Raw genomic sequence first — 19,190 nt, forward strand, 5'->3', positions numbered from 1 at the left:
TGATATACTGTATGCATTCACAGTGTCCGGATTCCGCCTTTGACCATGCCCGCCGCGCGCCGCATTGCCCATCTCGACATGGACGCTTTCTACGCGTCGGTGGAGCTGTTGCGCTATCCCGAGCTGCGCGGCCGGCCGGTGGTGATCGGCGGCGGCTCCACGGCGCAGCCGCGCCAACTGGCCGACGGCACGCGCCAGTTCGCCCTGCTGCGCGATTATGTGGGACGCGGCGTGGTCACCACCTCGACCTACGAGGCGCGCGCCCTCGGCGTGTTTTCCGCGATGGGCATGATGAAGGCGGCGGCGCTGGCGCCCGAGGCGGTGCTGCTGCCCACCGACTTCGATTCCTACCGCCGCCTGTCGCGCCAGTTCAAGGCTGCCGTGGCCAGCATCGCGCCGCAGATCGAAGACCGCGGCATCGATGAAATCTATCTCGATCTGAGCGAGGTGGCGGGCGAAACGCGGGCGCTGGCACAGCGCATCAAGCAGGCGGTGAAGGATGCCACCGGCCTATCCTGCTCCATCGGCATCGCGCCCAACAAGCTGCTGGCGAAAATCTGCTCGGACCTGGAAAAGCCGAACGGGCTGACCATCGTTTCGCATGACGATGTGCCGGCCCGCATCTGGCCTCTGCCGGTACGCAAGATCAATGGCATCGGCCCCAAGGCCAGCGAAAGGCTGGCCATGCTGGGCATCGAAACCGTGGCCCAGCTGGCCGCCGCCGAGGCGCATCTGCTGCAGGAGCATTTCGGCCTGAATTACGCCGAGTGGCTGCGGCGCGTCGCCCATGGGTTGGACGAGCGTCCGGTCGTCACCAGTTCGGAGCCGAAGACCATCAGCCGCGAAACCACCTTCGAACGCGATCTGCATGCGAAGCAGGACCGTGCCGCGCTGTCCGGGATTTTCACCGACCTGTGCACGCGGCTGGCCGCCGACCTGCTGCGCAAGCGCTGCATCGGCCGCACGGTGGGCATCAAGCTGCGCTACGCCGATTTCCGCACCGTGACGCGCGATGTGACGCTGCCGCATGCCACCGCCGATGCCGCCGCGATCCGGCGCGCCGCCGGCGAGTGTCTGCGCCGGGTGCCGCTGGAGCAGCGCCTGCGTCTGCTGGGCGTGCGCGTGAGCGCCTTGAGCAGCATGGACGAGGCGGCGGCGCAGCGCGCCGCCGTGCAGGGCGAGCTGTTCGCCAGCCTGTAAAAATCGGTAACAAATACTTGCTATTTTGGCTTGCAAATCATGCATAATGCCTGCGCGAGCCGGCGTGGACCGGCTGCACCACGGGAAGACGAATGCACTGGAATACTGACGACGCCAGGACCGCGCGCAATTGGCCCTGGCTGGGCGCGATCGCCCTGTTGCACCTCGCGGCCTTGCTGGCCTGGCGCCCCGCCATGCGGCTGCGCGCGCCGGATACGGTGGTCTGGGCCCAGCCCCTGACCCTGCGCTGGTTGACGCCGCCCGCCCATCCGCCCGAGCGTCCGCGCCCGTCGCCAGCACCGTCGCCGGCGCGGCCGGCCGCCGCGCCGCGCATGCCCTCCGCCGCCCCTGCCGAGGCGGCGCCGGCCGCCCATCCGCCGCCGCAAGCGATCACCCAACCCGCGCCGCAGGAAGAGCCGGCCGTGGCGCTGCCCGCCGATCCCTTCGCCCAGCCCGCGCCGCCGGCCGCCACCCTGGCCGAACGCGCGCGCCGCGCCGCCGCCGGCATCGACAAGCAACTGCGCAAGGAAAGCTTGAACGAGGCCGACCGCGCGCCACCGCAGGAGCCGGAATTGGCGCGCAAGATCGCCGAAGCGTACAAGGAGCGCAGCTTCGGCATCGTGTGGGAAAAGCGCTTTCCGAACGGCGAGGTGCTGGCCAAGATACGCACGCCGATCTACAGCTACTGCATCCGTCTGAAGCGACGCTACGACGGCACCGAGCAGACATTTATCGTGACGTGCCCAAACTAGGCCATGTAAAATGTCGATCCCCAAGGATTAAGATCAACAAGGCAAGCAAAACTTATGTGGTTTAAGAATCTACAGATTTATCGTCTGCCCGCTCCGTGGGCTTACACTCCCGAACAACTCGAAGAAGCACTCCGTCCGCATGCGTTCACGCCGGCCAGCAGCAATGAGCTGATGCGCCAGGGCTGGGATACGCCGCGTCCGAACGGCGGCCTGGTTCACGTGGTCAACAAGCAGATGCTGATCCTGCTCGGCACCGAGAAGAAGCTGCTGCCGTCCACCGTGATCAACCAGGTGGCCAAGGCGCGCGCCGCCGAGATGGAAGAACAACAAGGTTTCGCTCCTGGCAAGAAAGCCATGAAGGAACTGAAAGAACGCGTGGCCGACGAATTGCTGCCGCGCGCCTTCACCATCCGCAGCAATGTGTGGACCTGGATCGACCCGGTCAACGGCTGGCTGGTGGTCGATGCTGCCAGCCCGGCCAAGGCCGATGACGTCATCAAGCTGCTGCTCAAAGCCGTCGACCGCATGCCGCTGGAAAGCCTGCGCGTGCAGCGTTCCCCGGTGGGCGTGATGACCGCCTGGCTGCAGGACGACGAGGCGCCGGCCGGCTTCACCATCGATATGGATACCGAACTGCGCGCCACCGGCGAGAGCAAGGCGGCGGTGCGCTATGTGCGCCACTCGCTGGAACCGGAAGAGGTGCGCCGCCACATCGCGGCCGGCAAGCAGTGCACCCGCCTGGCCATGACCTGGGACAGCAAGATTTCCTTCGTGCTCACCGAGTCGCTGGCGATCAAGGGCGTGAAACCGCTCGACGTCATCAAGGAAAACGAATCGTCCACCCGCAACGACGAAGAACGCTTCGACGGCGACTTCATGCTGATGACCGGTGAGCTGAGCAAGCTGATGGCCGACGTGGTCGAAGCGCTGGGCGGCGAAGCGACGGCCTGATTCCGGCCGCCGGCTTTCCCTGAGCAGGCCCGCCATGCGGGCCTGTTTGCTTATCGGGCCACGCCCAGCGCCTTGAAGATGGGCAGCAGGAATTCGCCGAACTTGCCGGCGCGCCGTTCCAGCTCCGCCAACTGCTCCTGGTCGGAATCGATCACCTTGCCCTCGATGATGATGCGCTGCCCCAGGCTTTGCAGAATGCCGTTGGCGAAACGCGCCCAGTCTTGCGGCAGGCGCTGGCCATCCTGGCGCGCCAGCAGGAAGAGCTGGTGGAAGCGATCGGCCGTGACGGCGCTGCCGGTAACCGGCGAAGCCAGGGCGCCCTGTTCCAGGCCTTCCGCAGACAGCTGGCAGAGCTTGCGGTTCAGCTTATCGGTCAGCGGCTGGGCGCGCGCGATGGTTTCCTCGTCCTGCACCGGCTGCACCTGCAAGGTCCCGGCCAGAATGAACAACGCCTGGATGACTTCACCCTGCGTCACGCCCTGCGCTTCGCAGTTGCGCGCGATCTGCTCCACGCTCTTGGGCTGGTAGTCGGCCAGGCAATCGATCACCGGACGGTAGACCCGCTCGTGCAGTTCGACTTCGCCGCGCGCGGTGCTGGCCTTCAGCGTCAGAAGATGGCGCGGAATAGTCAGGATCATGCGCTGCGCCAGCCATTTTTCACGGCGCGCCTGCAGGCTGAGGCGGCGTGCGCCGTGCACCCAGTAGTCGCGGCGGAAAGTCTGGTTGACAAGGAAATCGCGCACGGTTTGCCGTAATGAGGGGTCTTCGATTTCATCCAGAATTTTGGACTGCTCGGGGCTGAAATTGGCGACGTCGATATGGTCCAGATAGTGGGCGGAGCAGGCGAAATTCAGCTTGGCCGGTTCCAGCCATTTCGTCATCGACGAGAAAGACATGGGCAGCCAGTCGCGGTTGAAATACTCATGCGCCAGATAACTGCGATCCAATTTTTTCATGCTCTCGATCTTGGCTGCGATCTGCGGATTGGCGCTGAGGAAGCCCGGTCCGCTGGCCAGCAGGCGTTCGGCAAACTGCAGCGCATCGTTGATGCGTGGCGCAATGCCCTTGCCGGGCGCGCCCATCACCTGGCTGTACTCGGTCAGCAGATCGCGCATGGGCACCATGGCGGCCCAGCCGGGCTGGGTGTTGTAGCTGATGTAGAGCACACCGCCCAGCTTCAGCTTGCGGCGGATGAAGTCCACGATGACAGCGCGGTTCTCGTCCGAAATCCAGCTCCAGATGCCGTGCAGGCCGATGCTGTCGAAGTCGGGCAGGTCGTCGCGGCGGCAGAATTCGGCGAAGGCCTGGTCGTACAACTGGGCCTGGGCGCCCGAGGCGCTGGCCAGCTCCTGCGCGAAGCCGGCCTGGGAAGGGTTGAAATCGGTGCCATACCAGGTGTGGCCGGAACTGGCGGCATGGATATTGATGCTCATGCCCTAGCCGAAGCCCAGTTCGCAGCAGTTTCTCACTTCAGGAAACACCAGGCCGGCGTGAAGGAAGGCCAGCCGCGCGCGCATCTGGCTCAGCTCGGAATACGTACCATAGGTATAGGTGATATCGGCGATATAGCCGGCAGACCAATCGGGCATGACAACTCCTGTTCAAAGTGGTTGATGCAAGGACCGGTGTTTAAATTGGTTGTCGAATATATATCGGATTGCATGGGTCTGGCGTACGGTAGGCGAAAAAAAGCACCGGCCGCGTGCTGGCGGCCGGTGCCCCGTTTACTGCTGGCTTGCTAGTGTCTTACAGCGGCTGGAACACGCCGGCCGCCTTATTCTTCTGCACATTGTCCCAGGCGAAAATCTGGCCGTTCATCGCCACGTAGACGCCGGCCGGCAAGGTTTGCGCCACGGCGCAGGCGAAGCCCAGATTGAAGAAGGCGTCCGAGTTGTCGATCTCGTAGGGGATCATGGCGCCGGTCAGCACGATGGTCTTGCCCAGGTCGGCCGGGCCGAGCACGGCCGCGGTTTCCTTCATGGTGTCGGTGCCGTGCACGATGACGATGGCTTTCTCCGAGGCGGCGCGGCAGGAGGCCAGCACGCGTGCCCGGTCGCTGTCCTGCATATCGAGCGAATCGAGCAGGGGCAGCTGTTCCAGCTGCACGCCGATGGTGATGCGCGCGCGCGCGATGGCGGCAGGCAGGTGGCTGTCGGAGAAGCCCAGGGTGCCGTTCAGTTCATTGTAATGCTTGTCGAAAGTGCCGCCGGTGGCGATGATGCGCAAGGTCATGGTTCTGTCATCTAAAGGTTGCAAAATAGGACAATGATAACGTGAAGCCCGCCGCCTGTGCGGTCCGTCCGCCGCAAAAAAACTTTGCCGCCGTGCTCTGGCAAAGTGAGGCATCGTTGAGTACACTGGATTTTTTGCCAAGCTCCCGTCCCATGAAAGCGCTCGCACCCGGCACCGTGATTTTCCACCGCCATCGCGGTTATGGCGTGATCACGGCCGTCAACCTGCTGACCGGCTGGATCGCCGCCCGCTTCGGCAGCGAGTCGCGCACGCTCGACCTGAACTTATCGACGGACGAAGTGCAATTCGCCGACGGCGAAGCGATCCTGTTCCGGCGCGCGCCGCCCGACCGCATGCCGCACGCGCGGCTCATGGCCATGGTGCGCGAACTGCACCGCGCCGGCTATCAAAAGCTCTACCTGTATGCCTGGCCCAAGCCCTCCGGCCTGCACTGGCGCTGGCATCTGTTCAGCGGTCCACGCGACTGGATGCAGCGTTCTTGGCGCGAAGGCTGGTACGGTTCCGGCGCCGACTACAACGTCAATCCCGTCATGGGCTGGGGCGACAAGCCCGGTGCCAGCACGCACGAACTGATCGACGCCCTGGCCCGTTTCGATCCGCAAGGCCTGGCCCAAGCCCTCGGTCGCGACGAAGACCACAGCGCCTGGTTCGAGCAAGTGTGCGAGGCCCTGCTGCCCGGCTATATGTACAGCCTCGACATGCAGCGTCCCGACGGCGGCCCGCTGCTGGACGCGCCGGCGGTGCCCGTCATTCCCGTGCGCGCCACCCTGCCGCCGTACAGCGGTCCCGACATCGGCTGGCCGCCCGGCTGGCACGGCCTGTGGAGCAAAGTCCACGTTCTGCCCGCTCGCCGGCCCGACTTCAGCGGCATCCCCGAAACCTGAATGCCGCAGCTTTGATCTGCCTCAACAAATGTCCCACCCTGGTGTCAGGCACGGGAGTCGGACATTCCTTGATTTTGCGCAAACAATGTCCCACCCTGGTGCCTGACACCAGGGTGGGACATTGTTTGCGCTGGATCAAACGGGCGGGCGCTGGTAGCCGGGGTTGAGGATGGTCTGGCAGCGGCCGGCTTCGAAGTCGAGCAGGTTTTGGAAGGCGTGCTGGAAGTAGAGCTCGTAACTGTCTTTTTCGACGTAGCCGAGGTGGGGCGTGGCGAGCACATTCGGCATGCGCAGCAGCGGCGAGTCGGGCGGCAGCGGTTCGGTGGTGAAGACGTCGAGTGCGGCCGCGCCGGGATGGCCGGCTTGCAAGGCGGCCTCGAGCGCGTCGTCGGCGACCAGCTCGGCGCGGCTGGTGTTGACGAACAGGGCGTCCGGTTTCATGCGCGCCAGGTCGGCGGCGGTGACGATGCCGCGCGTGGCCTCGTTCAGGCGCAAGTGCAGGGTCAGCACGTCGGCTTCGGCGAAGAAGGCTTCGCGCGTGGCGGCGGCGCGCAGGCCGTCGGCGACGGCGGCCTGGCGGCTGTTCTCGCTGCCCCAGACCAGCACGTCCATGCCAAAGGCGCGCGCATAGCCGGCAATCATCTTGCCGATCTTGCCGTAGCCCCAGATCGCCAGGGTGCGGCCCTTGAGCACCGTGCCGATGGTGTTGAAGTGTTCGTTGGTGGAGACGGTCTGCCACTGGCCTTCCTTGAGCCGCGCGGCGTACGGCACCAGCTTGCGCTGGGCCGCCATGATCAGCGCCCAGGTCAGCTCGGCCGGGGCGGTGGGCGAGCCGATGCCTTCGGCGATGGCGATGCCCAGCTCGGTGGCGGCGTCGACGTCGATGTGGCCGCTGACCTTGCCGGTCTGCGAAATCAGCTTGAGGTTGGGCAGCTTGCTGAGCAGGGCGCGGTTGAAGCTGCTGCGCTCGCGGATCAGCACCAGGGCGTCGAACGGGGCCAGGCGGGCGGCCAACTGGCCCAGGCCGCGGCTGGAGTTGGTGAAGACTTTGACTTCGTGTTCATTTAGCAACTGAAAACAGTCGAGTTTCCGAACAGAATCTTGATAATCGTCAAGTATCGCAATTTTCATGGCTTTTAGCGCCTTTTTGGCGGTGGGAAGTAGCGAATTAACGGGTTTGCGAAAAACGGAAATAGCCTACTACAATGGTCAACAACTATTCCTACATTTTTGTCTGTGTGGGCCATGGACGGGTGTACAATCGGCCCACCTTTGGAACTCAGCATTGGGTTCCCGCAACAGATGTTCCATCAGCCCGGCTATCCTGACCGGGTTGCGCGCCCTCGAGAAATCGGGCGCTATCGACATGACCGCCGTATCGCCGAAGCATTTCGAATGACTTTCCGAGCGCAAGCTATCAGCTGACGACGATCCTGCCGTGCCGGGACAAGACCAGAATTCTTTATTGGCATTGGAGGTACTATGAATCAGCCCGTTATGGGAGGCGTTGCAACAGTGAACGCGCCAGCTTACATCAAACAGCAAAAGCTGATCAATTGGGTCGCGGAAATCGCCGCCCTGACCAAACCGGACCGCATCTACTGGTGCGATGGCTCGCAGGAAGAGTATGACCGCCTGTGCGCCGAAATGGTGGCCGCCGGCACCATGAAAAAGCTGAACCAGGAAAAGCGTCCGAATTCCTACCTGGCTTGCTCCGATCCGACCGATGTGGCGCGCGTGGAAGACCGCACCTTCATCTGCTCGAAAACCAAAGAGGAAGCCGGTCCAACCAATAACTGGATGGACCCGACCGAAATGCGCGGCACCCTGAACGGCCTGTTCGACGGCTGCATGGCCGGCCGCACCATGTATGTGGTGCCGTTCTCGATGGGCCCACTGGGTTCGCCGATCGCCCACATCGGCGTGGAACTGTCCGACTCCCCTTACGTTGCCGTCAACATGCGCACCATGACCCGCATGGGTAAGGCTGTGTACGACGTGCTGGGCACCGACGGCGAGTTCGTGCCTTGCGTGCACACCGTGGGCGCGCCGCTGAAAGCCGGCCAGAAAGACGTGGCATGGCCATGCAATCCGACCAAGTACATCGTGCACTATCCTGAAACGCGCGAAATCTGGTCCTTCGGTTCCGGCTACGGCGGCAACGCGCTGCTGGGCAAGAAGTGCTTCGCGCTGCGCATCGCTTCGAATATGGGCCACCAGGACGCGCAGAACGGCGGCGCCGGCTGGCTGGCAGAACACATGCTGATCCTGGGCGTGGAATCGCCGGAAGGCAAAAAGCACTATGTTGCGGCGGCCTTCCCATCGGCCTGCGGCAAGACCAACTTCGCCATGCTGATTCCGCCCGCATCGTTCAAGGGCTGGAAAGTCACCACCATCGGCGACGACATCGCCTGGATCAAACCGGGCAAGGATGGCCGTCTGTACGCCATCAATCCGGAAGCGGGCTACTTCGGCGTGGCACCTGGCACCAACACCAAGACCAACTCGAACTGCATGTCCTGCCTGGGCGAGAACACCATCTTCACCAACGTCGCCCTGACCGACGACGGCGACGTGTGGTGGGAAGGCCTGACCAAGGAAGTGCCTGAGCACCTGATCGACTGGCAAGGCAAGGACTGGACGCCAGCCTCCGGCACCAAGGCAGCGCACCCGAATGCGCGCTTCACCGTGGCCGCGACCCAGAATCCAGTGATCGATCCGGCCTGGGACGATCCAGCCGGCGTGCCGATCTCCGCCTTCATTTTCGGCGGCCGTCGCTCGACCACCGTGCCGCTGGTGACCGAAGCGCGCAACTGGATCGAAGGCGTGTACATGGCCGCGACCATGGGTTCGGAAACCACCGCGGCCGCTGCCGGCCAGATGGGCATTGTGCGCCGCGATCCGTTCGCCATGCTGCCCTTCATCGGCTACAACATGAGCGACTACTTCCAGCACTGGCTGAATCTGGGCAAGAAGCTGGGCGACGCCGGTGCGAACCTGCCGAAGATCTTCTGCGTCAACTGGTTCCGCACCGACGAGAACGGCCACTTCGTATGGCCGGGCTTCGGCGACAATATGCGCGTGCTGAAGTGGATGCTGGAACGCGTGGAAGGCCAGGCTGGCGGCGTGGAAAACGTCTTCGGCACCACCCCGCGCTACGGCGACCTGAATTGGGATGGCATCCCGTTCACCGCGGAAGAATTCGAAACCATCACCTCGATCGACAAGGAAGCGTGGCGCGAAGAACTGAAGCTGCACGCCGAACTGTTCGAGAAGCTGGCTTACCACCTGCCGCAGGAACTGAAGGACACCAAGGCCGCCATCGAGCAGCGCCTGAACGCCTGATTATCCAAGCCGTCCCGGTTCGATGAGATGCCCCGCCAAGTGCGGGGCATTTTTCTATTGGCCGTTGTAGAATTCTTCGGGTGAAAAATATTCCGAAGATGCCAGCATGGCTGACCTGACACTGGACCGCGCCCTGGTCGATAGCGCCGATGGCCCTTTCCTGTTCGTGGTGGCGGGCCGCAGCCAGGACACCGAGTTTGCCCAGGGGCCGCACCGGCACGCGCGCGGCCAGCTATTCGGCTCGCTGCAGGGTTTGCTATCGGTCGGCATCGAGAGCGGCGTGTGGGTGGTGCCGGCCATTCATGCCGTGTGGCTGCCGCCCCAGTATGAGCATTCGGTGCGTTCCCACGGCCCTTTCAACGGCTGGAGCGCCTTCATCACCGAGGCGGCGTGCGAGAACCTGCCCAAGCAGCCCTGCACCCTGCGCGTATCCGGCCTGCTGCGCGAAGCGGTGCTGCGTGCCAGCACCTGGCCCTACGAAGCGCTGGACAGCGTGCGCGAACATGTGGCGGCCGTCATCGTCGATGAAATCCGCCATTTGCCGGCTGAGACTTTCGGCTTGCCGCTGCCGAAGGATGCGCGCCTGCTGCGCATTGCGCGCGCCCTGATCGACAACCCGGCCGACGAGCGCGATCGGGAGCAGTGGGCAAGCTGGGGCGCGGTCAGCACGCGCACGCTGAGCCGCCGTTTTGTCGACGAGACAGGATTCAGCTTCACGGCCTGGCGCCAGCGCGCCCGCTTGCTGCGCGCGCTCGAACTATTGGCGGCGGGCGAGCCGGTGACGCGCATCGCCATCGACCTCGGTTATTCCTCGGCCACGGCCTTCATCAACCTGTTCCGGCGCACCTTCGGGGCAACGCCGGCGGTCTATCGCGAACGTTTGCAGCGCGGCGCTGCCGGCGAGTGAACGCCGCATCGCATCTCATTGCATCGCGTCGCTCATAGATCCCCGGCCAGCAATTCCCGGCCTTGCTGTATGGCCTGCTCTTCGGTGGCGGCGAATTTCACCGCGAAGCCGAAAGCCTTGCTGGCCGTTGCCGCCACCAGGCGCATCGCTGCCGGAATAGGCTTCTCTCCTTCGACGACAATCATCCCGCGGCATAGCTCACGCATGCGCTCCTTGACCTTCTTGAAGAAGAGCGCCTTCTCCTTGCGCTCCTCTTGCGTTTCATCCGCATGATCCTCGTGCCTATGATTGGTAATCAGGACGAAGGGCTGGTCTTGCGCCAGGAGCTGCTGGATTTGCTCCGTAACGGGAATGCTGGATTCCACTTCTTCCCTGATGTAGACGAAGGGCGCTTGTGAGATATCGATGAACATGCTGGTTTCCTGAAAAAGAGAACGTTGAAAAAGGCGTACAAGGCAGGCTTGTGCGCCATTGCCAGCATGTCAGTTGTCCCGATCCGGCGCTCCTACGGATGCGCCAATGCGTAGCGCGTAGCTGCCATTTCGCAGGCGCATGGATCAAAAAACGCTTGACACCTGATTCGGGACGGGTGCAGAATCCGCTCCACTGATTTTTTGTTCAACCCAATTCTTAGAAAGGACGACCATGCCACGTACGGCTATCACATCGCAGCACACTCGATAGCCCTGAGTAGCGCGCTCGGGGCCAGGCAATCTTGCCGCCCTGAGCCGGTCGTTCTTTTGACATGAACCCCGGTGAGGAAACTTGCTGGGGTTTTTTGTTTTCCAAAACCCCGGCGTAACGAAAGACGTTATGCCAATCAAACAAAGCCTGCACAAAGGCCTGGTGCCTGTGCACATCTATACGGATGACATCGATCATTCGGCCATCCAGCAACTGCTGAATATTTCAAACCTGCCCATCGTGCATCCGCACGTGGCGGCCATGCCCGACGTGCATGCCGGTATCGGCGCCACCGTCGGCAGCGTGATCCCGACGCGCGGCGCCATCATTCCGGCCGCCGTCGGCGTCGACATCGGCTGCGGCATGAATGCCGTGCGCACCACGCTGACCGCCAGCCAACTGCCCGACAGCCTGGCCCGCGTGCGCAGCGCGATCGAAACGCTGGTGCCGGTCGGTTTCGAGCAGCACGCCTTCGACAAGGTGCGCGGCTCGGCCCATGCCCGCGTCGGCCGTCCGCTGAACGACCGCCTGGACCGCATCGTGGCGCGCCACAAAGGCATCATGAAGATGCAGCACAAGTTCGCGCAGACCTGGATCTGCCAGATTGGCACGCTGGGCGGCGGCAACCACTTCATCGAGTTGTGCATCGATGAGGCGCAGCGCGTGTGGATCATGCTGCATTCGGGATCGCGCGGCATCGGCAATGTCATCGGCCGCTACTTCATCTCCGCCGCGCGCAAGGAAATGATGCGGCACAAGGTGAACCTGCCGGACCGCGACCTGTCCTACTTCAGCGAAGGTTCGGAACTGTTCGACGATTACGTGGAAGCGGTGGACTGGGCCCAGGACTACGCCATGCTGAACCGGCGCGAAATGATGCGCCGCGTGGTGGCTGCACTGGAGCCGCATGTTCCGCCGTTCAAGCTCGATGGCGAGGCGATCAACTGCCACCACAACTACGTGGCGCAGGAATCGCACTTCGGCCACAAGCTGTACGTCACCCGCAAGGGCGCTATTTCGGCGCGCGAAGGCGAGCTGGGAATCATCCCCGGCAGCATGGGCGCCCGCAGCTACATCGTGCGCGGCAAGGGCAACGAGGAATCGTTCTGCTCCTGCTCGCACGGCGCGGGCCGCCGCATGAGCCGCAGCGAGGCGAAACGCAAATTCAACCGTTTCGACCTGGCCGAACAGACCGAAGGCATCGAATGCCGCAAGGATGGCGGCGTGGTGGATGAAATCCCCGCCGCCTACAAAGACATCGACCAGGTCATGGCGCACCAGTCCGACCTCGTCGAAATCGTGCACACGCTGAAGCAAGTCGTGTGCGTGAAAGGGTAAGTCATGAAAGTAACCATCAAACTGCCGAAACCGCGCAACCCGCTGGCCGTCCTGGCACGCCAGCGCAAGGCGGGAGGCCACCAGCGCAACGAGCAATCGCGGCGCGAATTGAAACAGCAACTGCGCCGCCAACTGGCGCGAGAGGAATAAGTACATGCAATCTGCAATCATGTTGAACCAGGAGCAGGCGATCGACTTCCTGCTGCACGTAGCGATCACGCGTCCGGTATTCATGTGGGGTCCGCCGGGCATCGGCAAGAGCGCGCTGGTGCGCCGCTTTGCCGACGCGGTGGGCATGGAGTGTGTGTCACTGCTGGGCAGCCAGCTGGCACCGGAAGACTTGCTGGGCATTCCGCAGATCGACGGCAAATGCTCGCGCTTCTTCCCGCCGGCGAACATCGTGCGCGACGAACCGTTCGTGCTGTTCCTGGACGAGCTGAATGCGTCCTCGCATGAGATTCAGAAGGCGTTCTATTCGCTGATCCTGGACCAGCGCATCGGCGAATACAGCCTGCCGAAAGGAACGGTCGTCATCGGTGCCGGCAACCGCGCCAAGGATGCGGCCATCGTCAAGCCTATGCCGTCGGCGCTGGTGAACCGCATGGTGCATATTCACCTGCGTTCGGACCACCGCCAATGGCTGGCGTGGGCGGCCACGGAGGGCGGCATCCATCCATGGGTGCTGGAGTACATCCAGCTGCGTCCCGACCACCTGTGGAGCGAGCCGCCGAAGCATGAGGAACCGTTTTCCACGCCGCGCAGCTGGCATATGCTGTCCGATGCGCTGAATTCCTTCGGCGAGGAGGCCAGCGACGATATGCTGGACGCACTCGCCTACGGCCTGCTGTCGCCGAACCATGCCGGCAACTTCAAAGGCTTCCTCAAGCAGCTGCGCCACAAGCACGGCCTGCACGCCATCCTGAAAGGCGAGCAGCATTGGCCGGATGCGCCGGGGGACCGCGACGTGTTGTACTTCCTGGCGCAATCGTTCCGCGCGCATCTGCTGAAGGAATTGCCGGCGGAAGAAGCGTCGGTGCGCAGCACCCACCATGCGCTGTCGATGCGCGCCAAGGACATGCTGCGCGACCTGGCGCGCATCAGCGTCGAAATCGCGCAGTCGATCCTGGGCGAGGATGGCGAAGGCCGCCGCCTGCCAGCCTGGTTCCTGGTCGAAGTGGCGCGCGACTTGCCGCGCCTGGCCGGGCGCGGCAAGAAAGAGAGCGCATGAGCAAGGACCAAAAGCAGGATTCGGCGACGCTGGCGCGGCAGGCCGGCATCGTGATGGTGCAGGCCCACCTGGTGCTGGGGGCTGTCGCCAAGGGCGCCCGAATCTGCATCGACGAAGGGCAACACCATGTGCGCGCGAAAGGCTGGGTCGCCGTTGCGCTCAATGGCACCATATGGCTGCATCCAAAGCGGCGCGCACGGCCGGAGGAGTGGGCCAGCGTCATCGGCATCGTGTTGTCTTGCCTGGGCCTCGGGATGGTGCGCCAGCGTGAGCCCGCCGCGCTGTGGGAAGTGGCCAGCCTGGTGACGGCCTTGCGCTTTTGCGCGGAGCTGAAGCTGGGCGAGCTGCCGGAAGAGTGGCGCTTGCCCGAATGCGAGGACGCCAGCGTGGAAAGCCTGTTCCAGCGCTTCTGCATTGAGGGTTGTCCGGAACCCTTGCAGGCGTGGTATGCCGATATCGGCGGCGGCGAGCCCTTGTTCGTCGCACTCGATGAGAAGCTGTTGCCATGGCAGCGCAAGATACTGTGGCATGAGCTGCTGGCGGATGGCATTGCGCGCGGCGTCGGCAGGGCGATTGCCATCGCTGGCGGCGCGCCGGCGGACCAGGCGATCAAACCGCAAAGCCGCGAGTACCGCGCGCGTCGCCGCATGATGGATTGCTATCCCCTGCTTGGCGCGCTGGCGGCCAGCTTCGACCTGGAGAACGATATCCGCATCTGCCAGCAATACGATATCCGCGTTGCCGCCATCGATGTTGGCGCGCGCCGCATCTGGATCAATCCGGCGGCTGGGCTGAACGACGATGAAACCCTGTTCGTGCTGGCCCACGAACTGCTGCATGCGGGCCTGAACCACGCGTCGCGGCGGCGCGGACGCGATCATGTGCTGTGGAACGTCGCCTGCGATTTCGCCATCAATAGCTGGCTGATCGAAATGCAGGTCGGCGTGCCGCCCGCCATCGGCCTGCTGTACGACGCCGCGCTGGCGGGACAGTCCGCCGACGAAATCTACGATGGCCTGGCAAGCGATATGCGCCGCGCGCGCAAGCTGGCCACGCTGCGCGGCGCCGGCGCGCCCGATTTGATCGGCGAAGACAGCGGTGGCCAGTTCGCCGATGCCGAGGAATACTGCCGCCGCGCGCTGGCGCAAGGCATGGACCGCTGGGAGCACGATGGCCGCCGCGGCACGGTGCCGGCCGGCCTGCTGGAGGAGATCCGCAGCCTGGCGCAGCCGCCGATCCCCTGGGATGCCCGGCTGGCGCACTGGTTCGACGAGCGCTTCCCGCCGCTCGAAATGCGCCGCAGCTATGCGCGGCCATCGCGCCGGCAAGGCGCAACACCGGATATTCCGCGTCCCTCGCTGAGCAAGCCGCCCGAGGAGGAACGCAAGAGCCGCGTCTTCGCTGTGCTGCTCGACACCTCCGGTTCGATGGAGCCGGCCATGCTGGGAAAAGCGCTGGGCGCGATCGCCAGCTATGCCATGGCGCGCGACGTCATCGCCGTGCGCCTGGTGTGCTGCGATGCGGCGGCCTACGACTGCGGCTGGGTCGAGCCGGAAAACCTGCTGCACCGTTTCACCCTGCGCGGACGCGGCGGCACCGTGCTGCAACCGGGCTTCGACCGCCTGCGGGAGCTGGCGAACCAAGGCGAGCTGCCCGCGCATGGCCCGGTGCTGGTCATCACCGACGGCTGGTGCGAAGACAGGCTCGAAACCCGCATGGACCACGCCTACCTGATGGCCGACGGACGCCGCCTACCCTTCACACCACGCGGCGAAGTGTTCCACATCACCCCATAGCTGCCGACCGTAAGCGCACCGAATGGCCGAGTTCGTGTCCGGTCGGTGCCAGGCACCAAGGTGGACACGGGCTGAGCTGTATGTGGTTTAGGCGGCGTGGGAGAGGGCGCGTTCGAGTTCGGCCATGCCGGCGGGGAGGTCGAGGCGGGCGCCAGCGCTTTGCATGCTGGAGCCGAGGGCGTGCAGGGTGCGGAACAGGTTGTGGGCGCGGCTTTGCTCGCCCATCTGGCCGATGCGCAAAATATTCAATCCGAACGCGCCCGAAATCTCGACCTTGTGCACGCGCGACATGTGCGCGCGCACGGCGTCGGCCGAGACCTGCTCCGGCGTGACGATGCCGACCACGGAATTGAGCCGGTGCTGCTTGGGTACGAGCAGTTCCAAGCCCATGGCTTCGATGCCGGCCTGCAGCGCTTCCGAGCATTGCAGGTGGCGGCGGAAGCGCTGTGGCAGGCTCTCGCTGCAGACCAGGCGCAGCGCCTCGTGCAGGGCCAGGATGCCGGAAACGGGCGCTGTGTAGTGGTAGGATTTTTGGTTCCAGAATTTGTCGGCCAGTTGGGCGTCCAGACACCAGTGGAAGGGCAGGGCTGTGCGCTTGGCGATCTTCTTCTGCCACGCGTGTTCGGAGAAGGCCAGCAGCGAGACGCCGGGAATCGAGGACAGGCCTTTCTGCCCGCCCGTGATCACGGCGTCGATCTGCCAGTTGTCCATCTCCAGCGGCATGGTGCTCAGCGTGCAGACCGCGTCGACGATGACCAGGCAGCCATGCTCTTTGGCCAGGCGCGCGATGCGATCCAGGCTGCGGTTGCAGACCGTGTTCGAGGTTTCGCCCTGCACCATGGTGATGGCGTCGAAGCGGCCGTTGCGCAGCGCGGCCTCCACCTGTTCCACGCTGGCGCTTTCATTGCTGCCCGCTTCCAGCAGCACCGGTTCGCCGCGCACCCGGCCCACCATCTCGGCCATGCGCCGGCTGAAGTAGCCGTTGCAGATGCAGAGCACGCGGTCGCCCTCGTGCACCAGGTTGGCGACCGCCATTTCCATCGCCGCCGAGCCGGGACCGCTCACGCCCATCACATAGGGGGAGTTGGTTTGGAACACATAGCGCCCCATCTCCTGCACCTGCCCGATCACCTTGTTCATGGTCTCGCCCAGATGGTTGATGACGATGGAGTTGGCCGCCGCCACGCGCTGCGGAATCGGCACCGGGCCGGCGCCCATCATCAGCAGGGGCTCGTCGGGCAGAATCTGCTCCAGCGGGACGATATGCGGAATGCTCACGGCTTCGATCATCGGACTTCCCTTTCCATTGGTTGAGATTGTCGAATTATCATAAGCCATTTAGTACGGTCATGCTTTTTTCCTCCAAAAAGAAAGCTTTGGCATGTTTCGCACACCTGTGCTAAAGTAATTCGCATGGATGCCCTGACCGCAAAAAGTGAAGCCACATATACCGCCATCATTGCCGCCGGCTGTGAGATGGCGGCGGCCGAGGGCATCGGCAAGCTGTCGCTGGGCGAGATTGCCAAGCGCACCGGCATCAGCAAGAGCGGGGTGTTTTCCCGCGTCGGTTCGCTGGAAGCCTTGCAGATCGCGGTGCTGGACGAGTACGACCGGCGCTTTGCCGAGCAGGTTTTCCTGCCCACCTTGCAGCTGCCGCGCGGCTTGCCGCGCCTGACGGCCCAGGTCAGCAACTGGATCCGGCGCGCTTGCGACGAGGCGCTGAGCAGCGCCTGTCTCTACACGGCGGGCGCCTTCGAGTTCGACGACCAGGACGGCGGCGTGCTGCGCGACCGTTTGCAGGACGGCGCCCTGCGCTGGCGCGCTTCCATGCGCAAGACCATCCTGCAGGCGATGGAAGCCGGCCAGTTGCGTCCCGATACCGAGCCGGAACAACTGGTGTTCGAGATTTACAGCCTGATCGTGGGCCTGGTGCACGATGTGCGCTTCCTGCGCGACGCGGACGCTCCGCGCCATATGCAGCGCGCTTTCAACCGTTTGATTTCGACGTACAAAAGCTTCAACGATATGGCGTAAGAAGGCGGCCGCGGCCTGTTTGCGGCTTTTTCTTTAATTAAATTTCGCACACCTGTGCGAAACGGAGATTGAAAATGAGCATCCTGCTGCTGTTAGTCCCCCTGGCCCTATACTTGGCCTATCCGCGCGGCCTGGTTTCCGTGCTGCGTTCCCTCCCCAACAGTAACGAAGACTTCGTTTTATGAGGACCGCCATGCAAGAACCCATCGAGTTTTACTTCGACTTCATTTCGCCCTACGCCTATCTGGCCACCACCCGCATCGACCAGCTGGCGGCGGCGCATGGGCGCAAGGTGCGCTGGCGCCCGGTGCTGCTGGTGACGCTGTTCCAGGCCATGGGCAACCAGCCGGCGCCGCTGGTGCCGCTGAAGTGGCGCTATGTGCAGCATGATCTGGAGCGCAGCGCGCGCGCCGCCGGCATTCCCTACCGCTTGCCGCCCGGCTTTCCCAAGCTGATGGTCGATCCCGGCCGCGCCATGCTGTGGATCGAGGAGCATTACGGCAGCGACAAGGCGGCCGCCTTCGCCCGCAACAGCATGAAGGCGTACTTCGCCGACGGCGTCGACATCGACGACAAGGACGTCCTGGCCGGCATTGCCGCCGCGCTGGGCGTTGAACGCGAGGCGCTGCTGGCGGGCATGGCCGACAGCGCCATCAAGGCGCGCTTCAAGCAGGCCAGCGAGCAGGCGATGGAGCTGGGCGTCTGCGGTGTCCCCTTCGTGATTGCCGATGGCGAGCCATTCTGGGGCAATGACCGCTTCGACCAGCTGGAAGCCTGGCTGGCCGGACAGCGCCAGGCGGCATAAGGGGCGCTTCAGCGCGCCGCGGCGGCCAGCAGTTGCGCGCGCATCCAGGCATGCGCCGCCGTGCCGCTGTGGCGCATGTGGTGGTAAACCTTGAGCGTGTATGGCGGCAGCTCGAACGGCGCCGGATAGATGGTCACCGGCGCCGCCGCCTGCAAGGTCTGCGCCGCATGGCGCGGCACCGTCATGATCAGCGGCGAGCGCGCGATGATGAAGGGTGCGGCCAGCACCGATGGCAGCTGCACCGCCACATCGCGCTGCAGGCCTTGGCGCTGCAAGGCCTTGTCGATGGTGCCGCTGGCATCGTTCCACGGCGTGACCACCACATGGCGCGCCGTCAGATACTGTTTCAGATCCAGACTGCCCTGGATCGTGGGATGCTCGCGGCAAGCGATCACCACATACTCGTCGCTGAGCCAATCGAAGCTTTCGATGCCGGGCAGGGGCTGCATCGGATCGTTCTCGTAGCCGAGCGCGAAATCGATGCGCCCCGCCGCCAGGTCCTCGGCCGGTTCGCCGCCGCGCGAATACACCACCTTGATGCGCAAGCGCGGCGCGGCGTGCTGCACGGCCGCGAGCAGCTGCGGCAGGATGGCAAACGCCGTGTAATCGGTGGCGGCGAAGACGAAGGTGCGCTCGCTGCTGGCGGCATCGAAGGAGGACGCATCGGACAGGCCGCGCGCCAGCAGCTCCAGCGCCGCCGCCAGCGGCTCGGCCATACGCTCGGCAAAGGCCGTGGCCTGCATGCCGCTGCCGGCGCGGACCAGCAGCTCGTCGCCCAGCGTGGCGCGCAGCCGCGCCAGCGCGTGGCTCAAGGCCGAGGGACTCATCGCCAGCTCGTCGGCCGCCGCGCTCACTGAGCGGTGGCGCAGCAGGGCGTCAAAGGCCAGCAGCAGGTTCAGGTCGAGGCGGCGCAGGATCGGATGCTGCATGATGTTCACAGTCGGCTGAAATAAATGCAGCGCATGCATGGTTGGAATGCCCTAGTATAGGCACTTTCAGCCCAAGAGTTAAAG

19 protein-coding genes are annotated in these 19,190 nt (G+C 64.1%); 12 read left to right on the plus strand and 7 right to left on the minus strand.

Annotated elements, in window-relative coordinates; genetic code table 11:
* The first annotated feature begins 45 nt into the window (after positions 1–45).
* The 3 genes from dinB to FHS03_RS02525 all read left to right on the plus strand — a co-directional run bounded on the left by dinB (position 46) and on the right by FHS03_RS02525 (position 2,903).
* A complete protein-coding gene (dinB, locus tag FHS03_RS02515) occupies positions 46–1,200 on the plus strand; it encodes a DNA polymerase IV (protein WP_183439579.1) in 1,155 nt (384 codons plus the stop codon).
* A gap of 92 nt (positions 1,201–1,292) precedes the next feature.
* Positions 1,293–1,952 carry a hypothetical protein gene (locus FHS03_RS02520; protein WP_183439417.1) on the plus strand — a complete coding sequence of 220 codons (660 nt, stop codon included), beginning with the start codon at positions 1,293–1,295 and terminating at the stop codon, positions 1,950–1,952.
* Positions 1,953–2,006: 54 nt separating this feature from the next.
* Positions 2,007–2,903 (plus strand): recombination-associated protein RdgC, encoded by an 897-nt coding sequence (locus FHS03_RS02525; protein ID WP_183439418.1) that lies wholly within the window; start codon positions 2,007–2,009, stop codon positions 2,901–2,903.
* 50 nt (positions 2,904–2,953) lie between these two features.
* On the opposite strand, the gene FHS03_RS02530 is transcribed toward FHS03_RS02525, so the two are convergent.
* From FHS03_RS02530 to FHS03_RS02535, 3 genes are all read right to left on the minus strand, one after another.
* Positions 2,954–4,336, minus strand: a complete 1,383-nt coding sequence (locus FHS03_RS02530) for a methyltransferase regulatory domain-containing protein (protein WP_229426021.1) — start codon at positions 4,334–4,336, stop codon at positions 2,954–2,956.
* A 3-nt stretch (positions 4,337–4,339) separates the two neighbouring features.
* Positions 4,340–4,492 carry a hypothetical protein gene (locus tag FHS03_RS27995; RefSeq protein WP_229426022.1) on the minus strand — a complete coding sequence of 51 codons (153 nt, stop codon included), beginning with the start codon at positions 4,490–4,492 and terminating at the stop codon, positions 4,340–4,342.
* A gap of 157 nt (positions 4,493–4,649) precedes the next feature.
* The gene (locus tag FHS03_RS02535; protein WP_183439419.1) at positions 4,650–5,135 is read right to left on the minus strand and encodes an asparaginase domain-containing protein; all 486 of its coding nucleotides are present in this window, start codon (positions 5,133–5,135) and stop codon (positions 4,650–4,652) included.
* A 152-nt stretch (positions 5,136–5,287) separates the two neighbouring features.
* On the opposite strand from FHS03_RS02535, the gene FHS03_RS02540 reads away from it, so the two are divergent.
* Positions 5,288–6,040 (plus strand): L-asparaginase, encoded by a 753-nt coding sequence (locus FHS03_RS02540; protein ID WP_183439420.1) that lies wholly within the window; start codon positions 5,288–5,290, stop codon positions 6,038–6,040.
* A gap of 135 nt (positions 6,041–6,175) precedes the next feature.
* Here FHS03_RS02540 and FHS03_RS02545 read toward each other — a convergent pair whose 3' ends face one another.
* Positions 6,176–7,171 carry a D-2-hydroxyacid dehydrogenase family protein gene (locus tag FHS03_RS02545; RefSeq protein ID WP_183439421.1) on the minus strand — a complete coding sequence of 332 codons (996 nt, stop codon included), beginning with the start codon at positions 7,169–7,171 and terminating at the stop codon, positions 6,176–6,178.
* A gap of 351 nt (positions 7,172–7,522) precedes the next feature.
* Here FHS03_RS02545 and FHS03_RS02550 point away from each other — a divergent pair, with 351 nt between their 5' ends.
* A complete protein-coding gene (locus tag FHS03_RS02550; RefSeq protein ID WP_183439422.1) occupies positions 7,523–9,385 on the plus strand; it encodes a phosphoenolpyruvate carboxykinase (GTP) in 1,863 nt (620 codons plus the stop codon).
* Between the two features lie 106 nt (positions 9,386–9,491).
* A complete protein-coding gene (locus FHS03_RS02555) occupies positions 9,492–10,292 on the plus strand; it encodes an AraC family transcriptional regulator (protein WP_183439423.1) in 801 nt (266 codons plus the stop codon).
* 32 nt (positions 10,293–10,324) lie between these two features.
* Here FHS03_RS02555 and FHS03_RS02560 read toward each other — a convergent pair whose 3' ends face one another.
* Positions 10,325–10,705 (minus strand): hypothetical protein, encoded by a 381-nt coding sequence (locus FHS03_RS02560; protein WP_183439424.1) that lies wholly within the window; start codon positions 10,703–10,705, stop codon positions 10,325–10,327.
* 400 nt (positions 10,706–11,105) lie between these two features.
* Between FHS03_RS02560 and FHS03_RS02565 the strand changes: the two genes are divergently transcribed.
* The 4 genes from FHS03_RS02565 to FHS03_RS02580 are packed head-to-tail and all read left to right on the plus strand — an operon-like array spanning position 11,106 to position 15,338.
* Positions 11,106–12,314 (plus strand): RtcB family protein, encoded by a 1,209-nt coding sequence (locus FHS03_RS02565; protein WP_183439425.1) that lies wholly within the window; start codon positions 11,106–11,108, stop codon positions 12,312–12,314.
* A gap of 3 nt (positions 12,315–12,317) precedes the next feature.
* Complete coding sequence (locus FHS03_RS02570) at positions 12,318–12,464, plus strand: hypothetical protein (RefSeq protein ID WP_183439426.1); 147 nt, start codon at positions 12,318–12,320, stop codon at positions 12,462–12,464.
* Positions 12,465–12,468: 4 nt separating this feature from the next.
* A complete protein-coding gene (locus FHS03_RS02575; RefSeq protein WP_183439427.1) occupies positions 12,469–13,542 on the plus strand; it encodes an AAA family ATPase in 1,074 nt (357 codons plus the stop codon).
* Positions 13,539–15,338: a vWA domain-containing protein gene (locus FHS03_RS02580; protein WP_183439428.1), complete on the plus strand. Its 1,800-nt coding sequence runs from the start codon at positions 13,539–13,541 to the stop codon at positions 15,336–15,338. The genes FHS03_RS02575 and FHS03_RS02580 overlap by 4 nt, the downstream gene beginning before the upstream one ends.
* A gap of 87 nt (positions 15,339–15,425) precedes the next feature.
* On the opposite strand, the gene FHS03_RS02585 is transcribed toward FHS03_RS02580, so the two are convergent.
* Positions 15,426–16,628, minus strand: a complete 1,203-nt coding sequence (locus FHS03_RS02585) for a pyridoxal-phosphate-dependent aminotransferase family protein (protein WP_183439429.1) — start codon at positions 16,626–16,628, stop codon at positions 15,426–15,428.
* 123 nt (positions 16,629–16,751) lie between these two features.
* Between FHS03_RS02585 and FHS03_RS02590 the strand changes: the two genes are divergently transcribed.
* Both FHS03_RS02590 and FHS03_RS02595 read left to right on the plus strand, forming a co-directional pair.
* Positions 16,752–17,372: a TetR/AcrR family transcriptional regulator gene (locus FHS03_RS02590; RefSeq protein ID WP_183439430.1), complete on the plus strand. Its 621-nt coding sequence runs from the start codon at positions 16,752–16,754 to the stop codon at positions 17,370–17,372.
* Between the two features lie 193 nt (positions 17,373–17,565).
* Positions 17,566–18,177: a 2-hydroxychromene-2-carboxylate isomerase gene (locus tag FHS03_RS02595; protein ID WP_183439431.1), complete on the plus strand. Its 612-nt coding sequence runs from the start codon at positions 17,566–17,568 to the stop codon at positions 18,175–18,177.
* A gap of 8 nt (positions 18,178–18,185) precedes the next feature.
* Here the strand turns inward: FHS03_RS02595 and FHS03_RS02600 are convergent, their stop codons facing one another.
* Positions 18,186–19,106, minus strand: a complete 921-nt coding sequence (locus FHS03_RS02600; RefSeq protein ID WP_183439432.1) for a LysR family transcriptional regulator — start codon at positions 19,104–19,106, stop codon at positions 18,186–18,188.
* Positions 19,107–19,190 lie beyond the last annotated feature (84 nt).

Source organism: Pseudoduganella violacea (assembly GCF_014191875.1).
In the GTDB taxonomy this organism is placed as follows: Bacteria; Pseudomonadota; Gammaproteobacteria; order Burkholderiales; family Burkholderiaceae_D; genus Rugamonas; species Rugamonas violacea_A.

Coding starts and splice junctions, on each gene's coding strand:
- dinB (WP_183439579.1), top strand. CDS start 46: ATGCCCGCCGCGCGCCGCATTGCCCATCTCGACATGGACGCTTTCTAC.
- FHS03_RS02520 (WP_183439417.1), top strand. CDS start 1,293: ATGCACTGGAATACTGACGACGCCAGGACCGCGCGCAATTGGCCCTGG.
- FHS03_RS02525 (WP_183439418.1), top strand. CDS start 2,007: ATGTGGTTTAAGAATCTACAGATTTATCGTCTGCCCGCTCCGTGGGCT.
- FHS03_RS02530 (WP_229426021.1), bottom strand. CDS start 4,336: ATGAGCATCAATATCCATGCCGCCAGTTCCGGCCACACCTGGTATGGC.
- FHS03_RS27995 (WP_229426022.1), bottom strand. CDS start 4,492: ATGCCCGATTGGTCTGCCGGCTATATCGCCGATATCACCTATACCTAT.
- FHS03_RS02535 (WP_183439419.1), bottom strand. CDS start 5,135: ATGACCTTGCGCATCATCGCCACCGGCGGCACTTTCGACAAGCATTAC.
- FHS03_RS02540 (WP_183439420.1), top strand. CDS start 5,288: ATGAAAGCGCTCGCACCCGGCACCGTGATTTTCCACCGCCATCGCGGT.
- FHS03_RS02545 (WP_183439421.1), bottom strand. CDS start 7,171: ATGAAAATTGCGATACTTGACGATTATCAAGATTCTGTTCGGAAACTC.
- FHS03_RS02550 (WP_183439422.1), top strand. CDS start 7,523: ATGAATCAGCCCGTTATGGGAGGCGTTGCAACAGTGAACGCGCCAGCT.
- FHS03_RS02555 (WP_183439423.1), top strand. CDS start 9,492: ATGGCTGACCTGACACTGGACCGCGCCCTGGTCGATAGCGCCGATGGC.
- FHS03_RS02560 (WP_183439424.1), bottom strand. CDS start 10,705: ATGTTCATCGATATCTCACAAGCGCCCTTCGTCTACATCAGGGAAGAA.
- FHS03_RS02565 (WP_183439425.1), top strand. CDS start 11,106: ATGCCAATCAAACAAAGCCTGCACAAAGGCCTGGTGCCTGTGCACATC.
- FHS03_RS02570 (WP_183439426.1), top strand. CDS start 12,318: ATGAAAGTAACCATCAAACTGCCGAAACCGCGCAACCCGCTGGCCGTC.
- FHS03_RS02575 (WP_183439427.1), top strand. CDS start 12,469: ATGCAATCTGCAATCATGTTGAACCAGGAGCAGGCGATCGACTTCCTG.
- FHS03_RS02580 (WP_183439428.1), top strand. CDS start 13,539: ATGAGCAAGGACCAAAAGCAGGATTCGGCGACGCTGGCGCGGCAGGCC.
- FHS03_RS02585 (WP_183439429.1), bottom strand. CDS start 16,628: ATGATCGAAGCCGTGAGCATTCCGCATATCGTCCCGCTGGAGCAGATT.
- FHS03_RS02590 (WP_183439430.1), top strand. CDS start 16,752: ATGGATGCCCTGACCGCAAAAAGTGAAGCCACATATACCGCCATCATT.
- FHS03_RS02595 (WP_183439431.1), top strand. CDS start 17,566: ATGCAAGAACCCATCGAGTTTTACTTCGACTTCATTTCGCCCTACGCC.
- FHS03_RS02600 (WP_183439432.1), bottom strand. CDS start 19,106: ATGCAGCATCCGATCCTGCGCCGCCTCGACCTGAACCTGCTGCTGGCC.